The sequence below is a fragment of the Enterobacter cloacae complex sp. I2 genome (assembly GCF_014896205.1).
Classification (GTDB): domain Bacteria; phylum Pseudomonadota; class Gammaproteobacteria; order Enterobacterales; family Enterobacteriaceae; genus Enterobacter; species Enterobacter quasihormaechei.
The window spans coordinates 23,832-42,385 of the sequence record NZ_JADBRA010000023.1 but is presented as its reverse complement, the minus strand read 5'-3'; the positions used below and the strand labels follow the sequence as shown (position 1 = coordinate 42,385).

The following is an 18,554-nucleotide window of genomic DNA, read 5'->3' as shown; positions in this document are numbered from 1 at the left end:
GTCGTTGTTCTAAAAGCAAAACGCCCCGCAATCTCTTGCAGGGCGTGGTGTAATTGACCATCTTTTAGCGAAATTTAACGTTTATCCGCAACCAGACACAGCGCGTGTTCCAGAACCTCAATGTCCGCACCGGCTTTATGCGCGTTCTCGCTGAGGTAACGACGCCACTGGCGCGCGCCAGGAATGCCCTGGAACAGGCCAAGCATATGGCGGGTAATATGGCCCAGGTACGTACCCTTACTCAGCTCGCGCTCAATGTACGGATACATAGCGCGCACCACGGCCACCGGATCGGTATCGGCACCTTCAATGCCGAAAATTTCCCGGTCGACCGTCGCCAGAATGCCCGGATTCTGATACGCCTCGCGTCCGACCATCACGCCATCCATATGTTCAAGATGCGCTTTGGCCTCGTCCAGCGAGGTAATGCCGCCGTTGATCGACATAGTCAGGTGCGGGAAGTCGCGCTTCAGCTGATACACGCGCGGGTAGTCCAGCGGCGGGATCTCGCGGTTCTCTTTCGGGCTAAGGCCAGAGAGCCAGGCTTTACGGGCGTGGATGATAAACATCTCGCACTCGCCCTTCCCGGACACCGTGTTGATGAAATCACACAGAAATTCGTAGCTGTCCTGGTCGTCGATGCCGATACGGGTTTTGACCGTGACCGGAATAGAGACGACGTCGCGCATCGCTTTGATGCAGTCCGCCACCAGGTTTGCATTACCCATCAGGCACGCGCCGAACATACCGTTTTGCACACGGTCGGACGGGCAGCCGACGTTGAGGTTAATCTCGTCATAGCCGCGCGCTTCAGCCAGCTTAGCACACTGCGCCAGCGCAGCCGGATCGCTGCCACCGAGTTGCAGCGCAACCGGATGCTCTTCTTCGCTGTACGCCAGATAGTCTCCCTTGCCGTGAATAATTGCGCCGGTAGTGACCATTTCGGTGTAGAGCAGCGTATGGCGTGAGAGCTGACGCAGGAAATAGCGGCAGTGTCTGTCCGTCCAGTCGAGCATCGGCGCGATGGAGAAACGGTGTGCAGGGAAAGCAGTCTGGAATTCTGACGACATGGCGAACTTTTAAGCATCTGGTGGAAAAGGGGCGCTACTATAGCACAAAGAAAAGCCGGAGGCGCAGCGCCTCCGGTGTACTTTAGAACGTCATACTCAACTGTGCCCCTGCACCCCAGGTCTCGTCTTCGCCATAAAGCCCCATCAGGTCAACATGAACGGAGCTGAACGGCGCAAAACCGAGGCCGCCGGTAAAGACGTTGCTGTCGTTACCTTTCATGTCCGCACGATAACCGGCGCGCACCGCCAGCCAGCTCAGCGGTGTGACTTCTGCACCAATGCCAGCGTACTGGGACGTATCTTCGCTTTTGAAGCCTTTGGTCTCGGTCAGGTCGCCGTCTGCGGTCAGGGTCACCAGATCGTTATGCCAGGCCGCTCCGGCGGTCACCAGCGGACGGATCTGGTAGGTGTCTTTATAACTCACCACCTCTCCCGTGCGCCCGTTGCGGATGCGGATATCTTTGGTATCGATATCGCGGGACATCAGGTTTTGCCCGCTCACGCCGACCGTCCAGTTTTCACCGAAATCAGCGGCAATACCGGCATCGACGTTGAAGCCGGTGTCGTCGGTACGGTAGCGGCTGTCGTTCCACTTATTACTGTCGTAATCGTAGATTGAGGTGGTGTAGTTATAGAGCCAGGTTTTTTGCAGCTTTGGCGTAACACCAACGGAAACCGGTACGCCGCCAAGATCGAACTGGCGGGCCACCGCAATACCGTAGTCGGACACAATCGCCGCCCGGCCAGAGGCCGTCGAGTTGAGGTTTTTGGTGATTTGATCGGTACCGTTTAGCGCAGCGTCAAGCGCCACACCGGCCGCCACCGCGTCGCTTCGCTGGATGCCACGCAGATAATCAATGTCCTGCTGATCGATAGAAGTGCTCACGCGCCCGTGGGCATAGCCTTTCGCCATAAAGGCCACGGAAAGCACGTCGTTAGGAATGCTGACGGCAATCCCCGCCCCTGCGGTGGCGTGCGCGGTTTTGCCTTTCAGGTAGTCCAGCTCATCCGCGAGATCTTTCGCTGCGCCCTGGAACTGGTTGATTGAGCCTAACGGGTTGGTGATGATTTCAATCGGCGTCAGGCTATCCACCACGTCCTGATAGCGATTGATTTTGTCATTGATGGTATCAATCTCGTCCTGAAGATTGTCCTCATCGGTCACCTGCACGCCGACGGACGGCAAAATAACCGTCACGTCATCCTCAGGTTTTGACTTTGCCAGCAGCGCCGGGTTGATCAAGGCGCCGCTGCCATAACTTCCGGCCGCTACGCCCGTGCCACCCATTGCGTCGCTACGCGCTTCCGTCCAGGTATTGGCTGCTCCCGCCTGATTTGCCATAAAAAAGGAGACAGCGATGCTAACCATCGAAAATTTAAAATGTTTTTTCACAGTGTGCTCGTAAATAGTTTGTTATTAGTTAACCCTGTCTGTTATCACCCAAACAGGAACGAACTATTGCTGTGAATAAGTACAAAAAGACCCGCTATTTCCCTAAGTTAAATTCCATCCCGGCCTGTTCTAATGTGTGACGACCATCAATATTTATAGAAGAGGAAATTATTTTCGCCCAGGTTTTCCATCGTGCGGCCCAAAAAACTGAGGCGGATGGTCTACCCAGCGGTCTTCGCGCGTTGCGGCATAAACCGGATTAAGTGGATAGTAGATGCGGTTGTGCTTTTTATTGGCCTCGCCCACCACCAGTAAGCGCACCTCTTCCTCGGTATTGTTGATAAAGGTATGACACACACCCGTGCCGGCAGGAAACCCGACGCTGTCGCCAGGTTCGAGTTTCCACAGATAGCCATTGATCCAGGCCTCAGGATAACCCTCCAGAACGTATACAAACTCTTCTTCATCACTTTCCGCATGCGGATAAGACGTGCGGCGTCCGGGCGGCAGCCGTTCATGGTGAATACCAATGCGGCCGAGACCCAGCTTGCGGGCCAGCGGCGCGCCAATTGAGAAACGTTCGTTGCTGTCAGGATAAGTGGCGTCATCGGCACCTTCCACGTCCCGCCAGTGCCGAATACAGTCAGGTCTTTTCATTGCGCGATCTCCCGGTTTGCGATGCGTCAGGTATAGCACAGCCTGGCGGATCTCGGTGTTTTTACCAGAACATGATAAAGTGAGGGTTTGAACCCTTATCACATCCGAGGTGCCCGATGGACAAGTCCACAAAAGAGCTGTTAGCGCAAGCTGAAAAGCTGTGCGCGCAACGCAATGTGCGCCTGACCCCACAGCGCCTTGAGGTCCTGCGTCTGATGAGCCTGCAACAGGGTGCCATCAGCGCCTACGATCTGCTCGATCTGTTACGTGAAAGCGAGCCGCAGGCAAAACCGCCAACCGTCTATCGGGCGCTGGATTTTCTGCTGGAACAAGGGTTTGTGCATAAGGTGGAGTCAACAAACAGCTATGTGCTGTGCCATCTCTTTGACCAGCCGACCCACACGTCCGCCATGTTTATCTGCGATCGCTGTGGCGTGGTGAAGGAGGAGTGTGCGGAAGGGGTAGAAGATATTATGCATACGCTTGCGGCCAGAATGGGCTTTGCCCTGCGCCATAACGTAATCGAAGCACACGGTTTATGTTCTGCCTGCGTAGAGGTGGAGTCATGCCGCCATCAGGATGCCTGTCAGCACGATCACTCGATTCTGGTGAAGAAAAAGCCGCGTTAAGGCCAAAGAAAAGGCGGCTCATGGCCGCCCTTGGGGATAGTGCCGGTTACCAGCGGTAGTCGTTACGGGTTTCCCAGTCTTTGACTTCGTTTTCCGCCTGATCTTTTTCGTAACCGTAGCGCTCCTGGATTTTACCCACCAGCTGATCGCGCTTACCTTCAATGACGGTCATATCGTCATCCGTCAGCTTACCCCACTGTTCTTTCGCTTTACCTTTGAATTGCTTCCAGTTGCCGCCGATTTCGTCTTTATTCATAATCGTGTCCTCGTGTTAAGCGTCTATGAGTATCGTCCGCTTCGTTCTTTTCTGCTGGACGTGATTATTATTGTAGTTAAGGATTCGGAAGTTATTTTTATATTCGGAATCTTTAACCGCTACGACATATCAGGTCGGGCAGGAAACCAGGTATTGTTTCGCCAGTGACGATGCCAGATAACGGCCAACGAAAGGCCACGCAATGAGAGAAAAACCGCCAGCGCCAGCCACAGGCCATGATTGCCAAGATACGGCACGGTCAGCAGCGTAAGGCCGAAGCCCGCCGCCGCGACGGCCATGCTGTTGCGCATCTCCGCCCCTCGCGTGGCACCAATAAACATGCCGTCCAGTAGATAGCACCACACGCCCACCACCGGTAATACCACCTGCCAGAGGATGTAGCGATCGGCAAGCGCCTGAAGCGCGGGCAGCGAGGTAAGTAGCGCGACAATATGCCCACCAAAACAGGCGTAAACCATGGCAAAGATCAGCGCCACCAGACCCGCCTGACGGCAGGCAGCCCGCCACACCTCGCGTAGCTGGCCGCTTTCACGCGCGCCGTATGCCTGCCCGGAATGCGCCTCCACGGCGTAAGCAAAACCATCCAGCGCGTAAGCGGTAAAGGTCAGTAAGGTCATGAGCACTGCGTTGACCGCGACGATTTCTGGCCCAAGCCGCGCACCAAAAACGGTTAACGCACCAAAGCAGAGTTGCAGCAGGAGCGAGCGCAGCATGATGTCGCGATTAAGCGCCAGCAGCTTACGCATATTGCCGCGCCAGGCCGTTTTCAGAAGATCGAGGGTGATGCCGCGCATCGTCAGCACGCGCCAGACCATCCACAAACCGATCAGCAACGTACCGTACTCAGCAATCGCCGTGGCCAGCGCCGCGCCGCGAACGTTCATGTGCAGTCCCATTACCAGCCAGAGATCGAGCACAATGTTAAGCAGGTTGCCCACCACCAGCAGGATCACCGGCGCGCGGGCGTACTGCACACCCAGTAACCAGCCCAGGAGGACCAGGTTTGCCAGGGAAGCGGGCGCGCTGAGCCAGCGAATTTCGAGGAAGCGCCGGGCCTGCTCCAGCACGGCATCACTGCCGCCCACAATATGGAGCGCCAGATCAATGAGCGGCGTACGCAACAGGACGATTAACGCGCCGGCACCGAACGCCAGCATGAGCGGCTGAACCAGCGCACGCGCCAGACGCAGGGGATCTTTTGCACCATACGCCTGGGCCGTCAGGCCTGTTGTACTCATGCGCAAAAAGAGCAGCAGCATAAAGAGGAAGCTGGTCGCCGTTGCGCCGATCGCGACGCCGCCCAGATAAATCGGCGAATCCAGATGCCCGATTACCGCCGTATCCACCAGCCCCAGCAGGGGAACGGTAATATTGGAAAAAATCATCGGTAGCGCAAGACGCCACAACGCCTTATCGGCAGAAGTTAGCAATGCCATGGAAATTACCGGAATCAGAAAATAGGCCAGGCTGTAGAGGAGCTACAGCCTGTCAGGAAGAGATTACAGCCATTCACCGTTGCGGATAACGCCTACCGCCAGGCCTTCAATGGAGAAGCTCTGCTCGCGGAGATCCACCACAATTGGGGAAAATTCGTTGTTTTCTGGCAGAAGCTGAACGGTATTACCTTGTTTTTTCAGGCGCTTAACCGTCACTTCGTCGTCAATGCGCGCTACCACGACTTGCCCGTTACGCACGTCCTGCGTTTTGTGTACCGCAAGCAGATCGCCATCCAGAATGCCGATATCTTTCATGGACATTCCGCTAACGCGCAGCAGGAAATCGGCGCTCGGCTTGAACATGCCTGGGTCAACCTGATAGTGCCCTTCAATATGCTGCTGTGCCAGCAGGGGTTCACCTGCGGCGACACGGCCCACCAGCGGAATACCGGTCTCTTCTTCCACCAACAGACGAATACCGCGTGAGGCACCGGAAACAATCTCAATCACGCCCTTACGCGCCAGCGCTTTAAGGTGCTCTTCGGCAGCATTAGGAGAACGGAAGCCCAGACGCTGTGCAATTTCTGCACGCGTGGGTGGCATACCCGTCTGGCCGATATGATCCCGAATGAGATCAAACACCTCTTGCTGCCTGGTCGTTAACGCTTTCATACCGCCCCCTGGGTGTATATACAGTTATGCTGTGAGTATATACAGTCAAAGGCGATTTTGGAACCAAAAACTGCACAAAAAACCAGGGACTTAATTATTCCTCGAGGCTCATCGGAAATGTGACCAAAGCAGCGTGACCCAGGTGATCGCCGCGGTGATAATCGACAGCAGTACAGCAGCGGAACCCATGTCTTTCGCCCGGCCAGACAGTTCATGGAATTCCGACCCTATCCGGTCAACAACGGCCTCAATAGCGCTATTAAGAATTTCCACTATCATCACCAGAAGGACAGAACCGATGAGAAGCACGCGGGTGATAGCATCAACATCAAGGAAGCAGGCGATGATAACTGCAACGATCGCGGCAACCGCTTCCTGGCGGAAGGCGGCTTCATTAACCCATGCGGCGCGAAAGCCTTTCCATGAATAACCGGCAGCTTTAATGATTCGGGTTAACCCAGTGGTATTATTGGCCATCTAAAGAACCTTTTATGAGAAATAGCGTCAGTAACTAAAGCTTCAGCGCGTTTTGCTGCAACCTGAAGTATGACGGGTAACAACAGAAATTTTGCGCGCTTTCTGTTATCCTTGCGCCGCAATTGCATTATTAACCAGAGGCTTTACATCGTTTATGTCCGGCTGGCCACGAATTTACTACAAATTACTTAATTTACCATTAAGCGTACTGGTAAAAAGTAAGTCTATCCCAGCAGAACCCGCGCTGGAATTAGGGCTCGATACGTCACGCCCTATTATGTACGTTTTGCCTTATAACTCGAAGGCAGACCTGCTTACGCTTCGCGCTCAATGTCTGGCGCACGATTTACCTGACCCGCTTGAACCCCTGGAAGTCGACGGTACGCTGCTGCCGCGCTACGTGTTCATCCATGGCGGGCCGCGCGTGTTCACCTATTACACGCCGAAAGAAGAGTCCATTAAGCTGTTCCATGATTACCTCGATCTGCACCGCAGCAACCCCGACCTGGACGTTCAGATGGTGCCGGTGTCGGTGATGTTTGGTCGTCGTCCGGGGCGCGAAAAAGGGGAAGAGAACCCGCCGCTGCGTATGCTCAACGGCATTCAGAAGTTCTTCGCCGTCTCCTGGCTGGGACGCGACAGTTTTGTCCGCTTCTCGCCTTCCGTTTCACTGCGCCGCATGGCGGATGAACACGGCACCGATAAGATCATTGCGCAAAAGCTGGCGCGCGTTGCGCGTATGCACTTTGCACGTCAGCGTCTGGCGGCCGTTGGGCCACGTCTCCCGGCGCGTCAGGATCTGTTCAACAAGCTGCTCGCTTCCAAAGCGATTGCCCGTGCCGTAGAAGACGAAGCGCGCAGCAAGAAAATTTCACACGAGAAAGCGCAGCAGAACGCGATCGCTTTGATGGAAGAGATCGCCGCGAACTTCTCCTACGAGATGATTCGTCTCTCAGACCGTATCCTCGGCTTCACGTGGAACCGCCTCTATCAGGGGATTAACGTCCACAACGCCGAGCGCGTGCGTCAGCTCGCGCACGACGGCCACGAGATTGTCTACGTGCCCTGCCACCGCAGCCACATGGACTACCTGCTGCTCTCTTACGTGCTCTATCACCAGGGTCTGGTGCCGCCACACATTGCCGCCGGTATCAACCTGAACTTCTGGCCAGCAGGCCCGATTTTCCGCCGTCTGGGGGCGTTCTTCATTCGTCGTACCTTCAAGGGCAACAAGCTCTACTCCACCGTGTTCCGTGAATACCTTGGCGAACTGTTTAGCCGCGGCTATTCCGTTGAGTACTTCGTGGAGGGCGGGCGCTCCCGTACGGGCCGCCTGCTCGATCCGAAGACCGGCACGCTGTCGATGACCATTCAGGCGATGCTGCGTGGCGGTACGCGTCCTATCACGCTGGTGCCTATCTACATCGGCTATGAACACGTGATGGAAGTGGGTACCTATGCGAAAGAGCTGCGCGGTGCGACCAAAGAGAAAGAGAGTCTGCCGCAGATGCTGCGTGGGCTGAGCAAATTGCGCAACCTCGGTCAGGGCTACGTGAACTTTGGCGAGCCCCTGCCGCTGATGACGTATCTGAACCATCATGTTCCGGAGTGGCGCGAATCTATCGATCCTATCGAAGCGGTGCGTCCGGCCTGGCTGACGCCGACGGTCAACGGCATCGCATCCGAACTGATGGTACGCATCAACAATGCCGGTGCGGCGAATGCCATGAACCTGTGCTGTACCGCGCTTCTGGCTTCTCGCCAGCGTTCACTGACCCGCGAGCAGCTGACCGAGCAGATTGATTGCTACCTCGACATCATGCGTAACGTGCCGTACTCCGTGGATTCGACCGTGCCGTCTGCTACCGCCAGTGAGCTTATCGATCACGCGTTGCAGATGAACAAGTTCGAAGTGGAGAAAGATACCATCGGTGACATCATCATTCTGCCGCGCGAGCAGGCCGTGCTGATGACCTACTACCGTAACAACATCACGCATATGCTGATGTTGCCGTCGCTGATGGCCGCCATCATTACCCAGCACCGCCGTATTTCGCGTCAGGAGTTGCTGCGCCATATTCAGACCATCTATCCGATGCTGAAAGCGGAGCTGTTCCTGCGCTGGAGTGAAGATGAGCTGGCGGCAGAGCTCGATAAAATGACCGCAGAAATGCATCGTCAGGGGTTGATTACCATCAGTGATGATGAACTGCATATCAATCCGTCACGTTCTCGTACCTTGCAGCTACTGGCATCCGGCGCGCGTGAGACGTTGCAGCGCTACGCCATCACCTTCTGGTTGTTGAGTGCAAATCCGTCAATCAACCGCGGTACGCTGGAAAAAGAGAGCCGGACGCTGGCTCAGCGCCTTTCCGTTCTGCACGGCATTAACGCCCCGGAATTCTTCGACAAAGCGGTATTCAGCTCCCTGGTGCTGACGCTGCGCGACGAAGGGTATATTAGCGATACGGGCGATGCCGAGCCGGAAGAGACGATAAAGGTTTACCAGATGCTGGCAGAGCTGATTACCTCGGATGTGCGTCTGACGATTGAGAGTTCGACGCAGGGCGAATGATGTTAAAGCCGGGTGGCGCTAACGCTTACCCGGCCTACATGTTCTGCTAAATCGTAGGCCGGGTAAGGCGAAGCCGCCACCCGGCTTTTTTATGACCAGTAACTCATCGCCAGCCCCATAAACAGCACCAGCCCGACGTAGTTGTTATTCAGAAACGCTTTAAAGCAGGCTTCACGCTCGCGCTTCGCGATCAGCTTCTGCTGATACGCAAACAGCAGCCCCGCCACCAGCACGGACCAGTAAAACTCCCAGTTCAGCCCGTTCAGGCGACCAATCGCCACCATCAGCGCCAGCACCGCCACCTGCAATATGCCGATGATCAGTTTGTCGTGACGGCCAAACAGGATCGCCGTCGATTTAACGCCAATCTTGAGATCGTCATCGCGATCGACCATCGCGTACTGGGTGTCGTACGCAACGGCCCACAGAATATTTGCCAGGAACATCAGCCAGCAGCTGAGCGGAACAGACTCGCTGACCGCAGCGAATGCCATGGGGATCGACCAGCCAAATGCCGCACCCAATACCACCTGCGGCAGATGGGTGTATCGCTTCATAAACGGGTAGACCCAGGCCAACGCCAGAGCCGCAACGGACAGCAGAATAGTCATGGTGTTAAGCGTTAACACCAGCATGAAAGAGAGAAGCACCAGCACGACAAACAGGATGCGCGCCTCTTTCCCGGTCACCTGGCCGCTCGGCAGAGGACGATTCGCGGTGCGCTTAACATGCCCATCAAATTTTCGGTCAGCATAGTCGTTTACCACGCAGCCCGCAGCGCGCATCAGCCAGACGCCCGCCACAAACACCGCCAGGATCCACAGCGGCGGTATACCCGGCGTGGCAACCCACAGCGCCCATAAGGTCGGCCACAGCAGCAGCAGCGCGCCAATCGGTTTATCGGTACGCATTAAGCGGTGATAGGCCAGCAGCTTATTCTGCGTCAGACTCCACTCCATTTTCTCTCCCTCTTAGTACAACGGCGATGCAGGCAAAAAGAGTTCCGTCAGTATTAACGGCTTGCCACTCAAACGAAGGCGGGAACGGCGCCCCCATAAATCGGCATCGCAACCAATTTCAATAAAATCACGGGTCAGTTCAGACGAGGTGAACAGATATCGCCCAAGCGGCGTTTTGCCGAGGCGTTGCAGTGCCAGCTCCGGCCCGGAAAGTGTAGACTCGGGAACCACCGTTCGCCCGGCAAGCCACGGCTCGCCATCCGCACACAGTAAAATTTCACGCAGCCAGTAGCGTTCTTCTTGCGGCAGGAGCGGCAACTCGCTGGCAATCTCCTCAGGCGAGACAAATCCTTCCTGGATCATCGTCACCGTGACCGTTTTACCCTGTTGCTCAAAACGTTTTGTCATGGAATCTTCCAGCAGCAGCCAGTCAAGCTGCTCCGGGTCAAGCGCGGGTATTTGGTCGAAATAGCGTAGCGCACGCAGCTGCGTTAGCGCGGGGTGTGACATGCCAGACTCTCCGATACATAACGTAAAGGCATTGTATCGCAGATTGGCGAAATGAGGACGAGCAAACCAAATTTAGCGATCACTATCGCAACAATGATGCAACTAAGCCAAAAAAAGTGCGCCCGTTAAGGCGCACTAAACTACTGACAAAATCAGCACTGTGGGGAGACGGTTACCCCTTGCCTTTTACACTGCTGATAAAGGTGGAACGGGCAGTGGTTGAACCTAAACGCTCGGCTTCATCAAGCAGCTTCAGCGCTTTGTCGACATCGCCGTTTTTGACCGCCTGCTTGATGGCGTTGTTAAAGTACGTTTCAGTATCGTTAAGCACCGGCTCGGCTTTTTTCGTCGGAGCCGGGGCTACGGCAGGCGCTGCGGCTGGTGCGGCATAAACAGGCGCGGCAGTATTGCCCACCGTTACTGGGCCCGGGCCAGATGAACCAAACAGCGGGCCTACGAGTACGCTGGAGGCGCTGTTGGTAGAGACTTTCAGCTTAATCAGGCCATCGGTGGTATGACGGGCATGCGGGTCCGGAATATCCGGGACGGCGTTACCGGTGCCTTTCGCATAGGCTTTTGCCGGATCGACCAGCTTCGTGGTTTGCTGCAAATCTTTTTCGGTTGTGAACACCAGAACGTGGATCTTCTGCTGGCCCAGGGCTGGCGTCAGGCGCATAACGCCTTCCAGCCGGTCAGCGCTCATTACACCCGGCTCCTGATAGCTAAAGTAGGTGCTCGGGAAGAAGGCCGATGGCGTCATGTTCTGATCGAGGATCAGCACGTTAGGCGCAAAGACGCTGGTCTGTTTATTCACTTCGCTGGTCAACGTCAGGGTCAGCTCGCCGATGTTAGCGGGCACGCTGAACGCCGCAACCGGGCCGCTGATGCCGGGAACTTTCAGCGACTGGCCGCCCGCAGCAAGCTGAGTGGTTTGCGTTTTTGATTGATCGACTGGTGTCCACACCAGTTGCTGAAGCGCCGCCGCCGGAATCGCTGGCGCAGCGCTGGTATTTTGAGGAACAAAATTCACATCTGCAAAGGTGACCGCAGGCGTACAGGCCAGCAGCCCCGCAGAGAGGCACAGCGCGACGAGACTTTTCTTCATTTTCATTGTTATTACCTCTGATAGCGTGAGCGCTGCGGTGGCCAGGCAATAGCGCGCAGCACCCTAAGGAGAGAGGGGCTTACGCCCCTCTTTTCAGGTTATTACGTCAGGCTTGACGAATTACCACCAGATTTCCATCTGGGCGCCGAAGGTCCACTCATCGTTGTCGCCACGGCTGAAGGTTTTCGCGGACGTGTCGCTATACGCTACGCCAGAGGTGTAACCTGCACCTGAGTCGTTGTTCGCGTAGCCCCATTTCTCATCCCACTTCGCGTAGGTTGCGAAGACGCGGATAGCCGGACGGGACCAAATGCTGTCGCCTGCCTGCCACTGCTGTGCCAGGGTGATTTTGTACTGGCTGTTTTTGTCGTCAGTTTTCTGAGACTTAACGTTGTCGTAGCCCACTTCCAGCAGGGTGCTCATGATCGGCGTCCATTTGAACATTGGACGAACGCCCACGGTCCACCACTCGGTACCGTTGTTGTTATCACGATCGATGTTCTGGTACATACCGACATACATCAGGTCCCAACGGTCTGCCAGGGTGATTGCACCGTGGTCCAGCACGCGCCACATAGAGCCGTCGTTATCGATGCTGCCGCCCTGCGGAATACCTTTACCGTTAGAGGTCATGGAGTCCGTACCGTATTGCAGCACGAACTTGTTGAAGCCTTTCATCATGCTCTGGGTGTGTTCAGCGGTGAACAGCCAGCCATCTTTAGAGGCACCAGGTTGCAGATAGTAGTCGTCAGGAATGTTGGTGTGACCGTAGTCAACGCCCAGCTCCAGCGTACCGCCCGGGTTGGTCTCCAGACCGGCCAGACGAACGTCGAAGACGTCGTTTGGTACCACGTTGTCATAAATACGGTCACCGTTCGCGTCACGATCGGCGAAGGTTGCAGAACCGCCGGACTCAGAAGAACGGGTGGCGGCCAGAGAGAGCTTACCAAAGCCCAGATCGATGTTTTCAATACCGGCACCAGGACCAGAGATATCCCAGTAGTAGAAGTCGATCATGTGTACGTCATGACGCTGATAGAAGCGCTTACCGGCCCAGATGGTTGAACCTGGGAGCCATTCAATCAGGTTTTTACCCTGCACGTTAGCTTCACGGAAAGCCGGGCTGGTGGATTCCCAGTCGTTCTGCTGAGAAACGGAGTACGCTACGTTGGTGTCGAAATAGAAGCTCTTGTCGCCTTCTTTCCACACTTCCTGGCCCAGCTTCAGCTCGGCGTAGGTTTCACATTCGTTACCGAGACGGTATTTACTTTGTGCACCTGTTGCCTGGAAACATTGTTGTTCACCGCCACTTCCGGTCCAGCCGATGCCGGAACGAGCATAACCTTTAAAGTCTACGGCGCCCGCCTGGGCAGACAGGATGCCTGCCGCAATGGCGACAGCCAGAGGGACTTTGCGCAGAGTAATCATTATTCTATCTCCTGAGATCATTGCTTTTCTTTGTAATTGGAATGCTTAAACGCCTGGCTCTTTGTGCAGCCGACGACATGCTGTGCCATCCTCACGGAACAGATGGCAACGCTCTGGCGGCAAACCGATAGCGAATGTGGCACCCTCTTCTACCAACACCACGTCATTCTGGCGGTAGACCAGGTTCTGACGGATGGCGGGGATCTGGATATGAATCTGTGTTTCGTGACCAAGCTGTTCGACGACCTGAACTTCACCTTCCAGCGTCACATCCGCAATGTGGCTTGGCAGTAGATGCTCAGGACGGATACCGAGGGACATATTGGCCCCCACCTGTACGTTGGCGCTGTCGACCGGCAGCCAGACCTGCTGACGGTTTGGCAGCTCCACCTGTACCTGTTCAATCGCCGTCGCGGTCACTTTGACGGGCAGGAAGTTCATCTTTGGCGAGCCAATGAAGCCCGCTACAAAGCGGTCTGCCGGGTAGTGATACAGCTCCAGCGGTTTACCCACCTGCGCCACGCGACCGGCGTCCAGCACCACGATTTTGTCGGCCAGCGTCATCGCTTCGACCTGATCGTGGGTGACGTAAATCATCGTGCGGCCAAGGCGCTTGTGCAGACGGGAGATTTCGATACGCATCTGGACGCGCAGGGCAGCATCCAGGTTAGAGAGAGGTTCATCGAGCAGGAAGACGCGCGGCTCGGCCACCAGCGTACGGCCAATCGCCACGCGCTGACGCTGACCGCCGGAAAGCGCTTTCGGCTTACGCTCCAGCAGGTGCGCCAGCTGGAGCACTTCCGCCACCTGAGTGACGCGCTGGTTAATAATCTCTTTTTTCGCGCCGGCCAGCTTCAGGCCAAAGGACATGTTCTCGGCAACGGAAAGATGCGGATAAAGCGCATAAGACTGGAACACCATGCCTACGCCACGTTCGGCAGGCGGGATGTCGTTCATTCGGGTATCACCAATAAACAGATCGCCACTGGTGATGGTTTCAAGACCGGCAATCATACGCAGCAGAGTCGATTTACCACAGCCTGATGGACCCACGAACACCACAAACTCACCTTCGTGGATGTCCAGATTGATGTCTTTTGACACCACTACGTCGCCCCAGGCTTTCGTTACATTACGCAGCTGTACGCTCGCCATGCCCTTCTCCCTTCGTTACAACCTGTCACCGACAGAAACATTCAAGATAAGTTCACTATGCGTGTTCCATTACTTTCGTGAATCCTCCACCCCCCGGCTTTTTTGTGGGGGAGGAGGCGGGAGGATGAGAGAGCAGGCTCTGCGACCGCAGCGGAGGGGCTGAGGCGAAAATCGTGAAGCGGCCTGCAAAATTCAGTGGGTTTTTATGTGCGCCAGCACTCATAACTTAAATTTATGTTACAGGGATCACACAAACGGGGGGTGGGGCGTAGGGACTGGGAGGATGGAAAGAGGATGTCAAATAAGGAGACTGAGTCACGTTGAACCACCTTATGTATCCACGAGCACATCACCAATAAAGGATGGCAGATATGAAGATCAAGACTGGCGCAGGCGTTTTCGCATTGTCCGCCCTCGCAGCAATGATGATTTCCGCACCGGCTCTCGCCAAAATTGAAGAGGGTAAGCTGGTTATCTGGATTAACGGCGACAAGGGCTATAACGGCCTGGCCGAAGTGGGCAAAAAATTCGAGAAAGACACCGGTATCAAAGTGACCGTAGAGCACCCGGACAAGCTGGAAGAGAAGTTCCCGCAGGTTGCGGCCACGGGCGACGGTCCGGACATTATCTTCTGGGCGCATGACCGTTTCGGGGGCTACGCGCAGTCTGGCCTGCTGGCTGAAGTCACGCCAGATAAAGCCTTCCAGGACAAACTGTTCCCGTTCACCTGGGACGCCGTACGCTATAACGGCAAGCTGATCGCTTACCCAATCGCGGTTGAAGCCCTGTCACTGATTTACAACAAAGACCTGGTGCCAAACCCACCGAAAACCTGGGAAGAGATCCCTGCCCTGGATAAAGAGCTGAAGGCGAAAGGTAAATCCGCCCTGATGTTCAACCTGCAAGAGCCGTACTTCACCTGGCCGCTGATTGCTGCCGACGGCGGCTACGCGTTCAAGTTTGAAAACGGCAAATATGACGTGAAGGACGTGGGCGTGGACAACGCGGGCGCGAAAGCAGGCCTGACCTTCCTGGTTGACCTGATCAAGAACAAACACATGAACGCGGATACCGACTACTCCATCGCGGAAGCGGCGTTCAACAAAGGCGAAACCGCGATGACCATCAACGGTCCGTGGGCCTGGACCAACATCGACAAGAGCAAAATCAACTACGGCGTGACCCTGCTGCCAACCTTCAACGGCAAGCCGTCTAAACCGTTCGTTGGCGTGCTGAGCGCGGGTATCAACGCCGCCAGCCCGAACAAAGAGCTGGCGAAAGAGTTCCTGGAAAACTATCTGCTGACCGATGAAGGTCTGGGTGATGTGAACAAGGACAAACCGCTGGGCGCCGTGGCGCTGAAATCCTTCCAGGATCAGTTAGCGAAAGATCCGCGCATTGCGGCCACCATGGATAACGCCCAGAAAGGCGAAATCATGCCGAACATCCCACAGATGGCCGCGTTCTGGTACGCCACCCGTACCGCCGTCATCAATGCTGCCAGCGGTCGCCAGACTGTTGATGCCGCGCTGAAAGATGCTCAGGGTCGTATTACCAAGTAAGCAGAAGAACGGCGGGTGGCGCGTACGCTGCCCGCCCTACAACTACGGCACGATCCGTAGGTCAGGTAAGCGCAGCGCCACCTGACGAAAAGTTTCCACCGTTGTAGAGGAAGAACCCCATGGATGTCATTAAAAAGAAACGCTGGTGGCAAAGCGACGCACTGAAGTGGTCAGCGATAGGTCTGCTGTGTCTGCTGGTGGGTTACCTTGTTGTTTTAATGTACGTGCAAGGGGAATACCTTTTTGCCATCATGACGCTGATTTTAAGCTCGGTTGGCCTGTATATTTTCGCCAACCGTAAAGCGTACGCGTGGCGCTATGTTTACCCTGGCGTGGCCGGGATGGGGCTGTTTGTCCTCTTTCCGCTGATCTGCACCATCGCCATTGCCTTTACCAACTACAGCAGCACCAACCAGCTCGCGCAAGAGCGCGCCACCCAGGTGCTTCTGGACCGTTCTTATCAGGCCGGTAAGACCTTTAACTTCGGTCTGTATCCTGAGGGAGATGAGTGGAAGTTAGCGCTCACTGACGGTGAGAGCGGCAAAAACTATCTTTCCGACGCGTTCAAATTTGGCGGCGAGCAAGAGCTGGTCTTAAAAGAGGCCGAAGCCCTGCCGGAAGGCGAACGCGCGAACCTGCGTATCATTACCCAGAATCGCCAGGCGCTGACGCAACTCACCGCCGTGCTGCCCGATGACAGCAAAGTAACCATGAGCTCGCTGCGCCAGTTCTCCGGTACGCAGCCGCTTTACACCCTGGCGGATGACGGCACGCTGACCAACAACCAGAGCGGCGTGAAGTATCGTCCGAACAACGATATCGGTTTTTATCAGTCTGTGAATGCCGACGGCAGCTGGGGAGACGACAAGCTCAGCCCGGGCTATACCGTCACCATCGGCTGGGATAACTTTACCCGCGTGTTTACCGACGAAGGCATCCAGAAGCCGTTCTTCGCCATCTTCGTCTGGACGGTAGTCTTCTCCATCCTGACCGTGATCCTGACCGTTGCCGTGGGTATGGTGCTGGCCTGCCTCGTGCAGTGGGAATCCCTGAAAGGGAAAGCGATTTACCGCGTGCTGCTGATTCTGCCGTACGCCGTACCGTCGTTTATCTCGATTCTGATTTTCAAAGGGCTGTTTAACCAGAGCTTCGGTGAAATCAACATGATGCTGAGCGCGCTGTTCGGCATCAAACCGGCCTGGTTCAGCGACCCGACCACCGCCCGTTCGATGATTATCATCGTGAACACCTGGCTGGGTTATCCGTACATGATGATCCTGTGCATGGGGCTGCTGAAGGCGATTCCGGACGACTTGTACGAAGCCTCGGCAATGGACGGCGCGGGCCCGTTCCAGAACTTCTTCAAGATCACGCTGCCGCTGCTCATTAAGCCGCTGACGCCGCTGATGATCGCCAGCTTCGCCTTTAACTTTAACAACTTCGTGCTGATTCAGCTGTTGACCAACGGTGGCCCGGACCGTCTCGGCACCACCACGCCGGCGGGTTATACCGACCTGCTCGTGAGCTACACCTACCGTATCGCCTTTGAAGGCGGCGGCGGCCAGGATTTCGGTCTGGCAGCGGCCATTGCCACCCTGATCTTCCTGCTGGTTGGCGCTCTGGCGATTGTGAACCTGAAAGCCACACGTATGAAATTTGACTAAGGAGGGCATCGATCATGGCTATGGTACAACCCAAATCTCAGAAGCTGCGCCTCCTCGCGACGCACTTAGGCCTGCTGATGTTCATCGCGGCCATCATGTTCCCGCTGCTGATGGTTATCGCTATCTCACTGCGCTCGGGTAACTTTGCGACCGGGAGCCTGATCCCGGATGAAATCTCCTGGGAGCACTGGAAGCTCGCGCTGGGCTTCAGCGTTGAGCACGCCGATGGCCGCGTCACGCCGCCACCGTTCCCGGTGCTGCTGTGGCTGTGGAACTCGGTGAAAGTGGCGACCATCACCGCGATCGGCATCGTCACGCTCTCCACCACCTGCGCTTACGCTTTCGCCCGCATGCGATTCCCGGGCAAAGCGACGCTGCTGAAAGGGATGCTGATTTTCCAGATGTTCCCGGCGGTGCTGTCGCTGGTGGCGCTGTACGCCCTGTTTGACCGTCTGGGTCAGTATGTGCCGTTTATCGGTCTGAACACCCACGGCGGCGTGATCTTCGCCTATCTTGGCGGTATCGCCCTGCATGTGTGGACCATTAAAGGGTATTTCGAAACCATCGACGGTTCGCTGGAAGAAGCCGCCGCGCTGGATGGCGCCACCCCATGGCAGGCGTTCCGTCTGGTGCTGCTGCCGCTGTCGGTGCCGATTCTGGCGGTGGTGTTTATCCTGTCGTTTATCGCGGCGATCACCGAAGTACCGGTTGCCTCACTGTTGCTGCGCGATGTGAACAGCTACACCCTGGCCGTTGGCATGCAGCAATACCTCAACCCGCAAAACTACCTGTGGGGCGACTTTGCCGCGGCGGCGGTACTCTCTGCCATCCCGATTACCGTAGTGTTCCTGCTGGCCCAGCGCTGGCTGGTCAACGGCCTGACGGCGGGCGGTGTGAAAGGTTAAGTTTCATCTGTTATGCCACTGCAACCCTCAACTTTAGACGTATTGTATTGAACCAACTTGTGACTGTTGTTAGGCGCTCT

Annotated in this window: 17 protein-coding genes; 5 read left to right on the top strand and 12 right to left on the bottom strand. The window is 55.9% G+C overall.

Translation table 11 applies throughout. The features are described from left to right. Positions 1-74: 74 nt before the first annotated feature. The 3 genes from dusA to IM300_RS18740 form a co-directional block, all read right to left on the bottom strand. On the bottom strand, positions 75-1,070 hold the full coding sequence (gene dusA, locus IM300_RS18750) for a tRNA dihydrouridine(20/20a) synthase DusA (protein ID WP_193037766.1): 996 nt from the start codon (positions 1,068-1,070) through the stop codon (positions 75-77). 82 nt (positions 1,071-1,152) lie between these two features. Continuing rightward, on the bottom strand, positions 1,153-2,439 hold the full coding sequence (traF, locus tag IM300_RS18745) for a conjugal transfer protein TraF (RefSeq protein WP_226842367.1): 1,287 nt from the start codon (positions 2,437-2,439) through the stop codon (positions 1,153-1,155). 192 nt (positions 2,440-2,631) lie between these two features. Further along, positions 2,632-3,120: a cupin domain-containing protein gene (locus IM300_RS18740; protein ID WP_063449861.1), complete on the bottom strand. Its 489-nt coding sequence runs from the start codon at positions 3,118-3,120 to the stop codon at positions 2,632-2,634. Between the two features lie 116 nt (positions 3,121-3,236). Here IM300_RS18740 and zur point away from each other — a divergent pair, with 116 nt between their 5' ends. After that, positions 3,237-3,749, top strand: coding sequence for a zinc uptake transcriptional repressor Zur (zur, locus tag IM300_RS18735; RefSeq protein WP_006810484.1), 513 nt, complete (start codon positions 3,237-3,239; stop codon positions 3,747-3,749). A 46-nt stretch (positions 3,750-3,795) separates the two neighbouring features. On the opposite strand, the gene IM300_RS18730 is transcribed toward zur, so the two are convergent. The 4 genes from IM300_RS18730 to IM300_RS18715 all read right to left on the bottom strand — a co-directional run bounded on the left by IM300_RS18730 (position 3,796) and on the right by IM300_RS18715 (position 6,611). Next, positions 3,796-4,005, bottom strand: coding sequence for a CsbD family protein (locus IM300_RS18730; protein ID WP_003860314.1), 210 nt, complete (start codon positions 4,003-4,005; stop codon positions 3,796-3,798). 119 nt (positions 4,006-4,124) lie between these two features. Then, on the bottom strand, positions 4,125-5,462 hold the full coding sequence (gene dinF, locus IM300_RS18725) for an MATE family efflux transporter DinF (RefSeq protein WP_193037763.1): 1,338 nt from the start codon (positions 5,460-5,462) through the stop codon (positions 4,125-4,127). 63 nt (positions 5,463-5,525) lie between these two features. Next, the gene (gene lexA, locus IM300_RS18720; protein WP_006810486.1) at positions 5,526-6,134 is read right to left on the bottom strand and encodes a transcriptional repressor LexA; all 609 of its coding nucleotides are present in this window, start codon (positions 6,132-6,134) and stop codon (positions 5,526-5,528) included. Between the two features lie 108 nt (positions 6,135-6,242). Continuing rightward, the gene (locus tag IM300_RS18715; protein ID WP_063449864.1) at positions 6,243-6,611 is read right to left on the bottom strand and encodes a diacylglycerol kinase; all 369 of its coding nucleotides are present in this window, start codon (positions 6,609-6,611) and stop codon (positions 6,243-6,245) included. A 154-nt stretch (positions 6,612-6,765) separates the two neighbouring features. On the opposite strand from IM300_RS18715, the gene plsB reads away from it, so the two are divergent. Further along, entirely contained in the window at positions 6,766-9,186 is a 2,421-nt protein-coding gene (gene plsB / locus IM300_RS18710; RefSeq protein ID WP_063865506.1) for a glycerol-3-phosphate 1-O-acyltransferase PlsB, read from the top strand. Between the two features lie 89 nt (positions 9,187-9,275). Here the strand turns inward: plsB and ubiA are convergent, their stop codons facing one another. The 5 genes from ubiA to malK form a co-directional block, all read right to left on the bottom strand. Further along, positions 9,276-10,145 (bottom strand): 4-hydroxybenzoate octaprenyltransferase, encoded by an 870-nt coding sequence (ubiA, locus tag IM300_RS18705; protein WP_107534467.1) that lies wholly within the window; start codon positions 10,143-10,145, stop codon positions 9,276-9,278. A gap of 12 nt (positions 10,146-10,157) precedes the next feature. Continuing rightward, a complete protein-coding gene (ubiC, locus tag IM300_RS18700) occupies positions 10,158-10,655 on the bottom strand; it encodes a chorismate lyase (protein ID WP_063449867.1) in 498 nt (165 codons plus the stop codon). A 172-nt stretch (positions 10,656-10,827) separates the two neighbouring features. Next, complete coding sequence (malM, locus tag IM300_RS18695) at positions 10,828-11,766, bottom strand: maltose operon protein MalM (RefSeq protein ID WP_193037761.1); 939 nt, start codon at positions 11,764-11,766, stop codon at positions 10,828-10,830. Between the two features lie 114 nt (positions 11,767-11,880). Then, positions 11,881-13,191 carry a maltoporin gene (locus tag IM300_RS18690; RefSeq protein WP_026080558.1) on the bottom strand — a complete coding sequence of 437 codons (1,311 nt, stop codon included), beginning with the start codon at positions 13,189-13,191 and terminating at the stop codon, positions 11,881-11,883. A gap of 42 nt (positions 13,192-13,233) precedes the next feature. Beyond that, positions 13,234-14,343, bottom strand: coding sequence for a maltose/maltodextrin ABC transporter ATP-binding protein MalK (malK, locus tag IM300_RS18685; protein WP_063449869.1), 1,110 nt, complete (start codon positions 14,341-14,343; stop codon positions 13,234-13,236). A 371-nt stretch (positions 14,344-14,714) separates the two neighbouring features. On the opposite strand from malK, the gene malE reads away from it, so the two are divergent. From malE to malG, 3 genes are all read left to right on the top strand, one after another. Beyond that, a complete protein-coding gene (gene malE / locus IM300_RS18680) occupies positions 14,715-15,905 on the top strand; it encodes a maltose/maltodextrin ABC transporter substrate-binding protein MalE (RefSeq protein ID WP_193037759.1) in 1,191 nt (396 codons plus the stop codon). Between the two features lie 119 nt (positions 15,906-16,024). Next, positions 16,025-17,569: a maltose ABC transporter permease MalF gene (malF, locus tag IM300_RS18675; protein ID WP_193037757.1), complete on the top strand. Its 1,545-nt coding sequence runs from the start codon at positions 16,025-16,027 to the stop codon at positions 17,567-17,569. A gap of 14 nt (positions 17,570-17,583) precedes the next feature. Beyond that, positions 17,584-18,474: a maltose ABC transporter permease MalG gene (malG, locus tag IM300_RS18670; RefSeq protein WP_063865511.1), complete on the top strand. Its 891-nt coding sequence runs from the start codon at positions 17,584-17,586 to the stop codon at positions 18,472-18,474. The last annotated feature ends 80 nt before the right edge of the window (positions 18,475-18,554 follow it).

Coding starts and splice junctions, on each gene's coding strand:
- dusA (WP_193037766.1), bottom strand. CDS start 1,070: ATGTCGTCAGAATTCCAGACTGCTTTCCCTGCACACCGTTTCTCCATC.
- traF (WP_226842367.1), bottom strand. CDS start 2,439: ATGGTTAGCATCGCTGTCTCCTTTTTTATGGCAAATCAGGCGGGAGCA.
- IM300_RS18740 (WP_063449861.1), bottom strand. CDS start 3,120: ATGAAAAGACCTGACTGTATTCGGCACTGGCGGGACGTGGAAGGTGCC.
- zur (WP_006810484.1), top strand. CDS start 3,237: ATGGACAAGTCCACAAAAGAGCTGTTAGCGCAAGCTGAAAAGCTGTGC.
- IM300_RS18730 (WP_003860314.1), bottom strand. CDS start 4,005: ATGAATAAAGACGAAATCGGCGGCAACTGGAAGCAATTCAAAGGTAAA.
- dinF (WP_193037763.1), bottom strand. CDS start 5,462: ATGGCATTGCTAACTTCTGCCGATAAGGCGTTGTGGCGTCTTGCGCTA.
- lexA (WP_006810486.1), bottom strand. CDS start 6,134: ATGAAAGCGTTAACGACCAGGCAGCAAGAGGTGTTTGATCTCATTCGG.
- IM300_RS18715 (WP_063449864.1), bottom strand. CDS start 6,611: ATGGCCAATAATACCACTGGGTTAACCCGAATCATTAAAGCTGCCGGT.
- plsB (WP_063865506.1), top strand. CDS start 6,766: ATGTCCGGCTGGCCACGAATTTACTACAAATTACTTAATTTACCATTA.
- ubiA (WP_107534467.1), bottom strand. CDS start 10,145: ATGGAGTGGAGTCTGACGCAGAATAAGCTGCTGGCCTATCACCGCTTA.
- ubiC (WP_063449867.1), bottom strand. CDS start 10,655: ATGTCACACCCCGCGCTAACGCAGCTGCGTGCGCTACGCTATTTCGAC.
- malM (WP_193037761.1), bottom strand. CDS start 11,766: ATGAAAATGAAGAAAAGTCTCGTCGCGCTGTGCCTCTCTGCGGGGCTG.
- malK (WP_063449869.1), bottom strand. CDS start 14,343: ATGGCGAGCGTACAGCTGCGTAATGTAACGAAAGCCTGGGGCGACGTA.
- malE (WP_193037759.1), top strand. CDS start 14,715: ATGAAGATCAAGACTGGCGCAGGCGTTTTCGCATTGTCCGCCCTCGCA.
- malF (WP_193037757.1), top strand. CDS start 16,025: ATGGATGTCATTAAAAAGAAACGCTGGTGGCAAAGCGACGCACTGAAG.
- malG (WP_063865511.1), top strand. CDS start 17,584: ATGGCTATGGTACAACCCAAATCTCAGAAGCTGCGCCTCCTCGCGACG.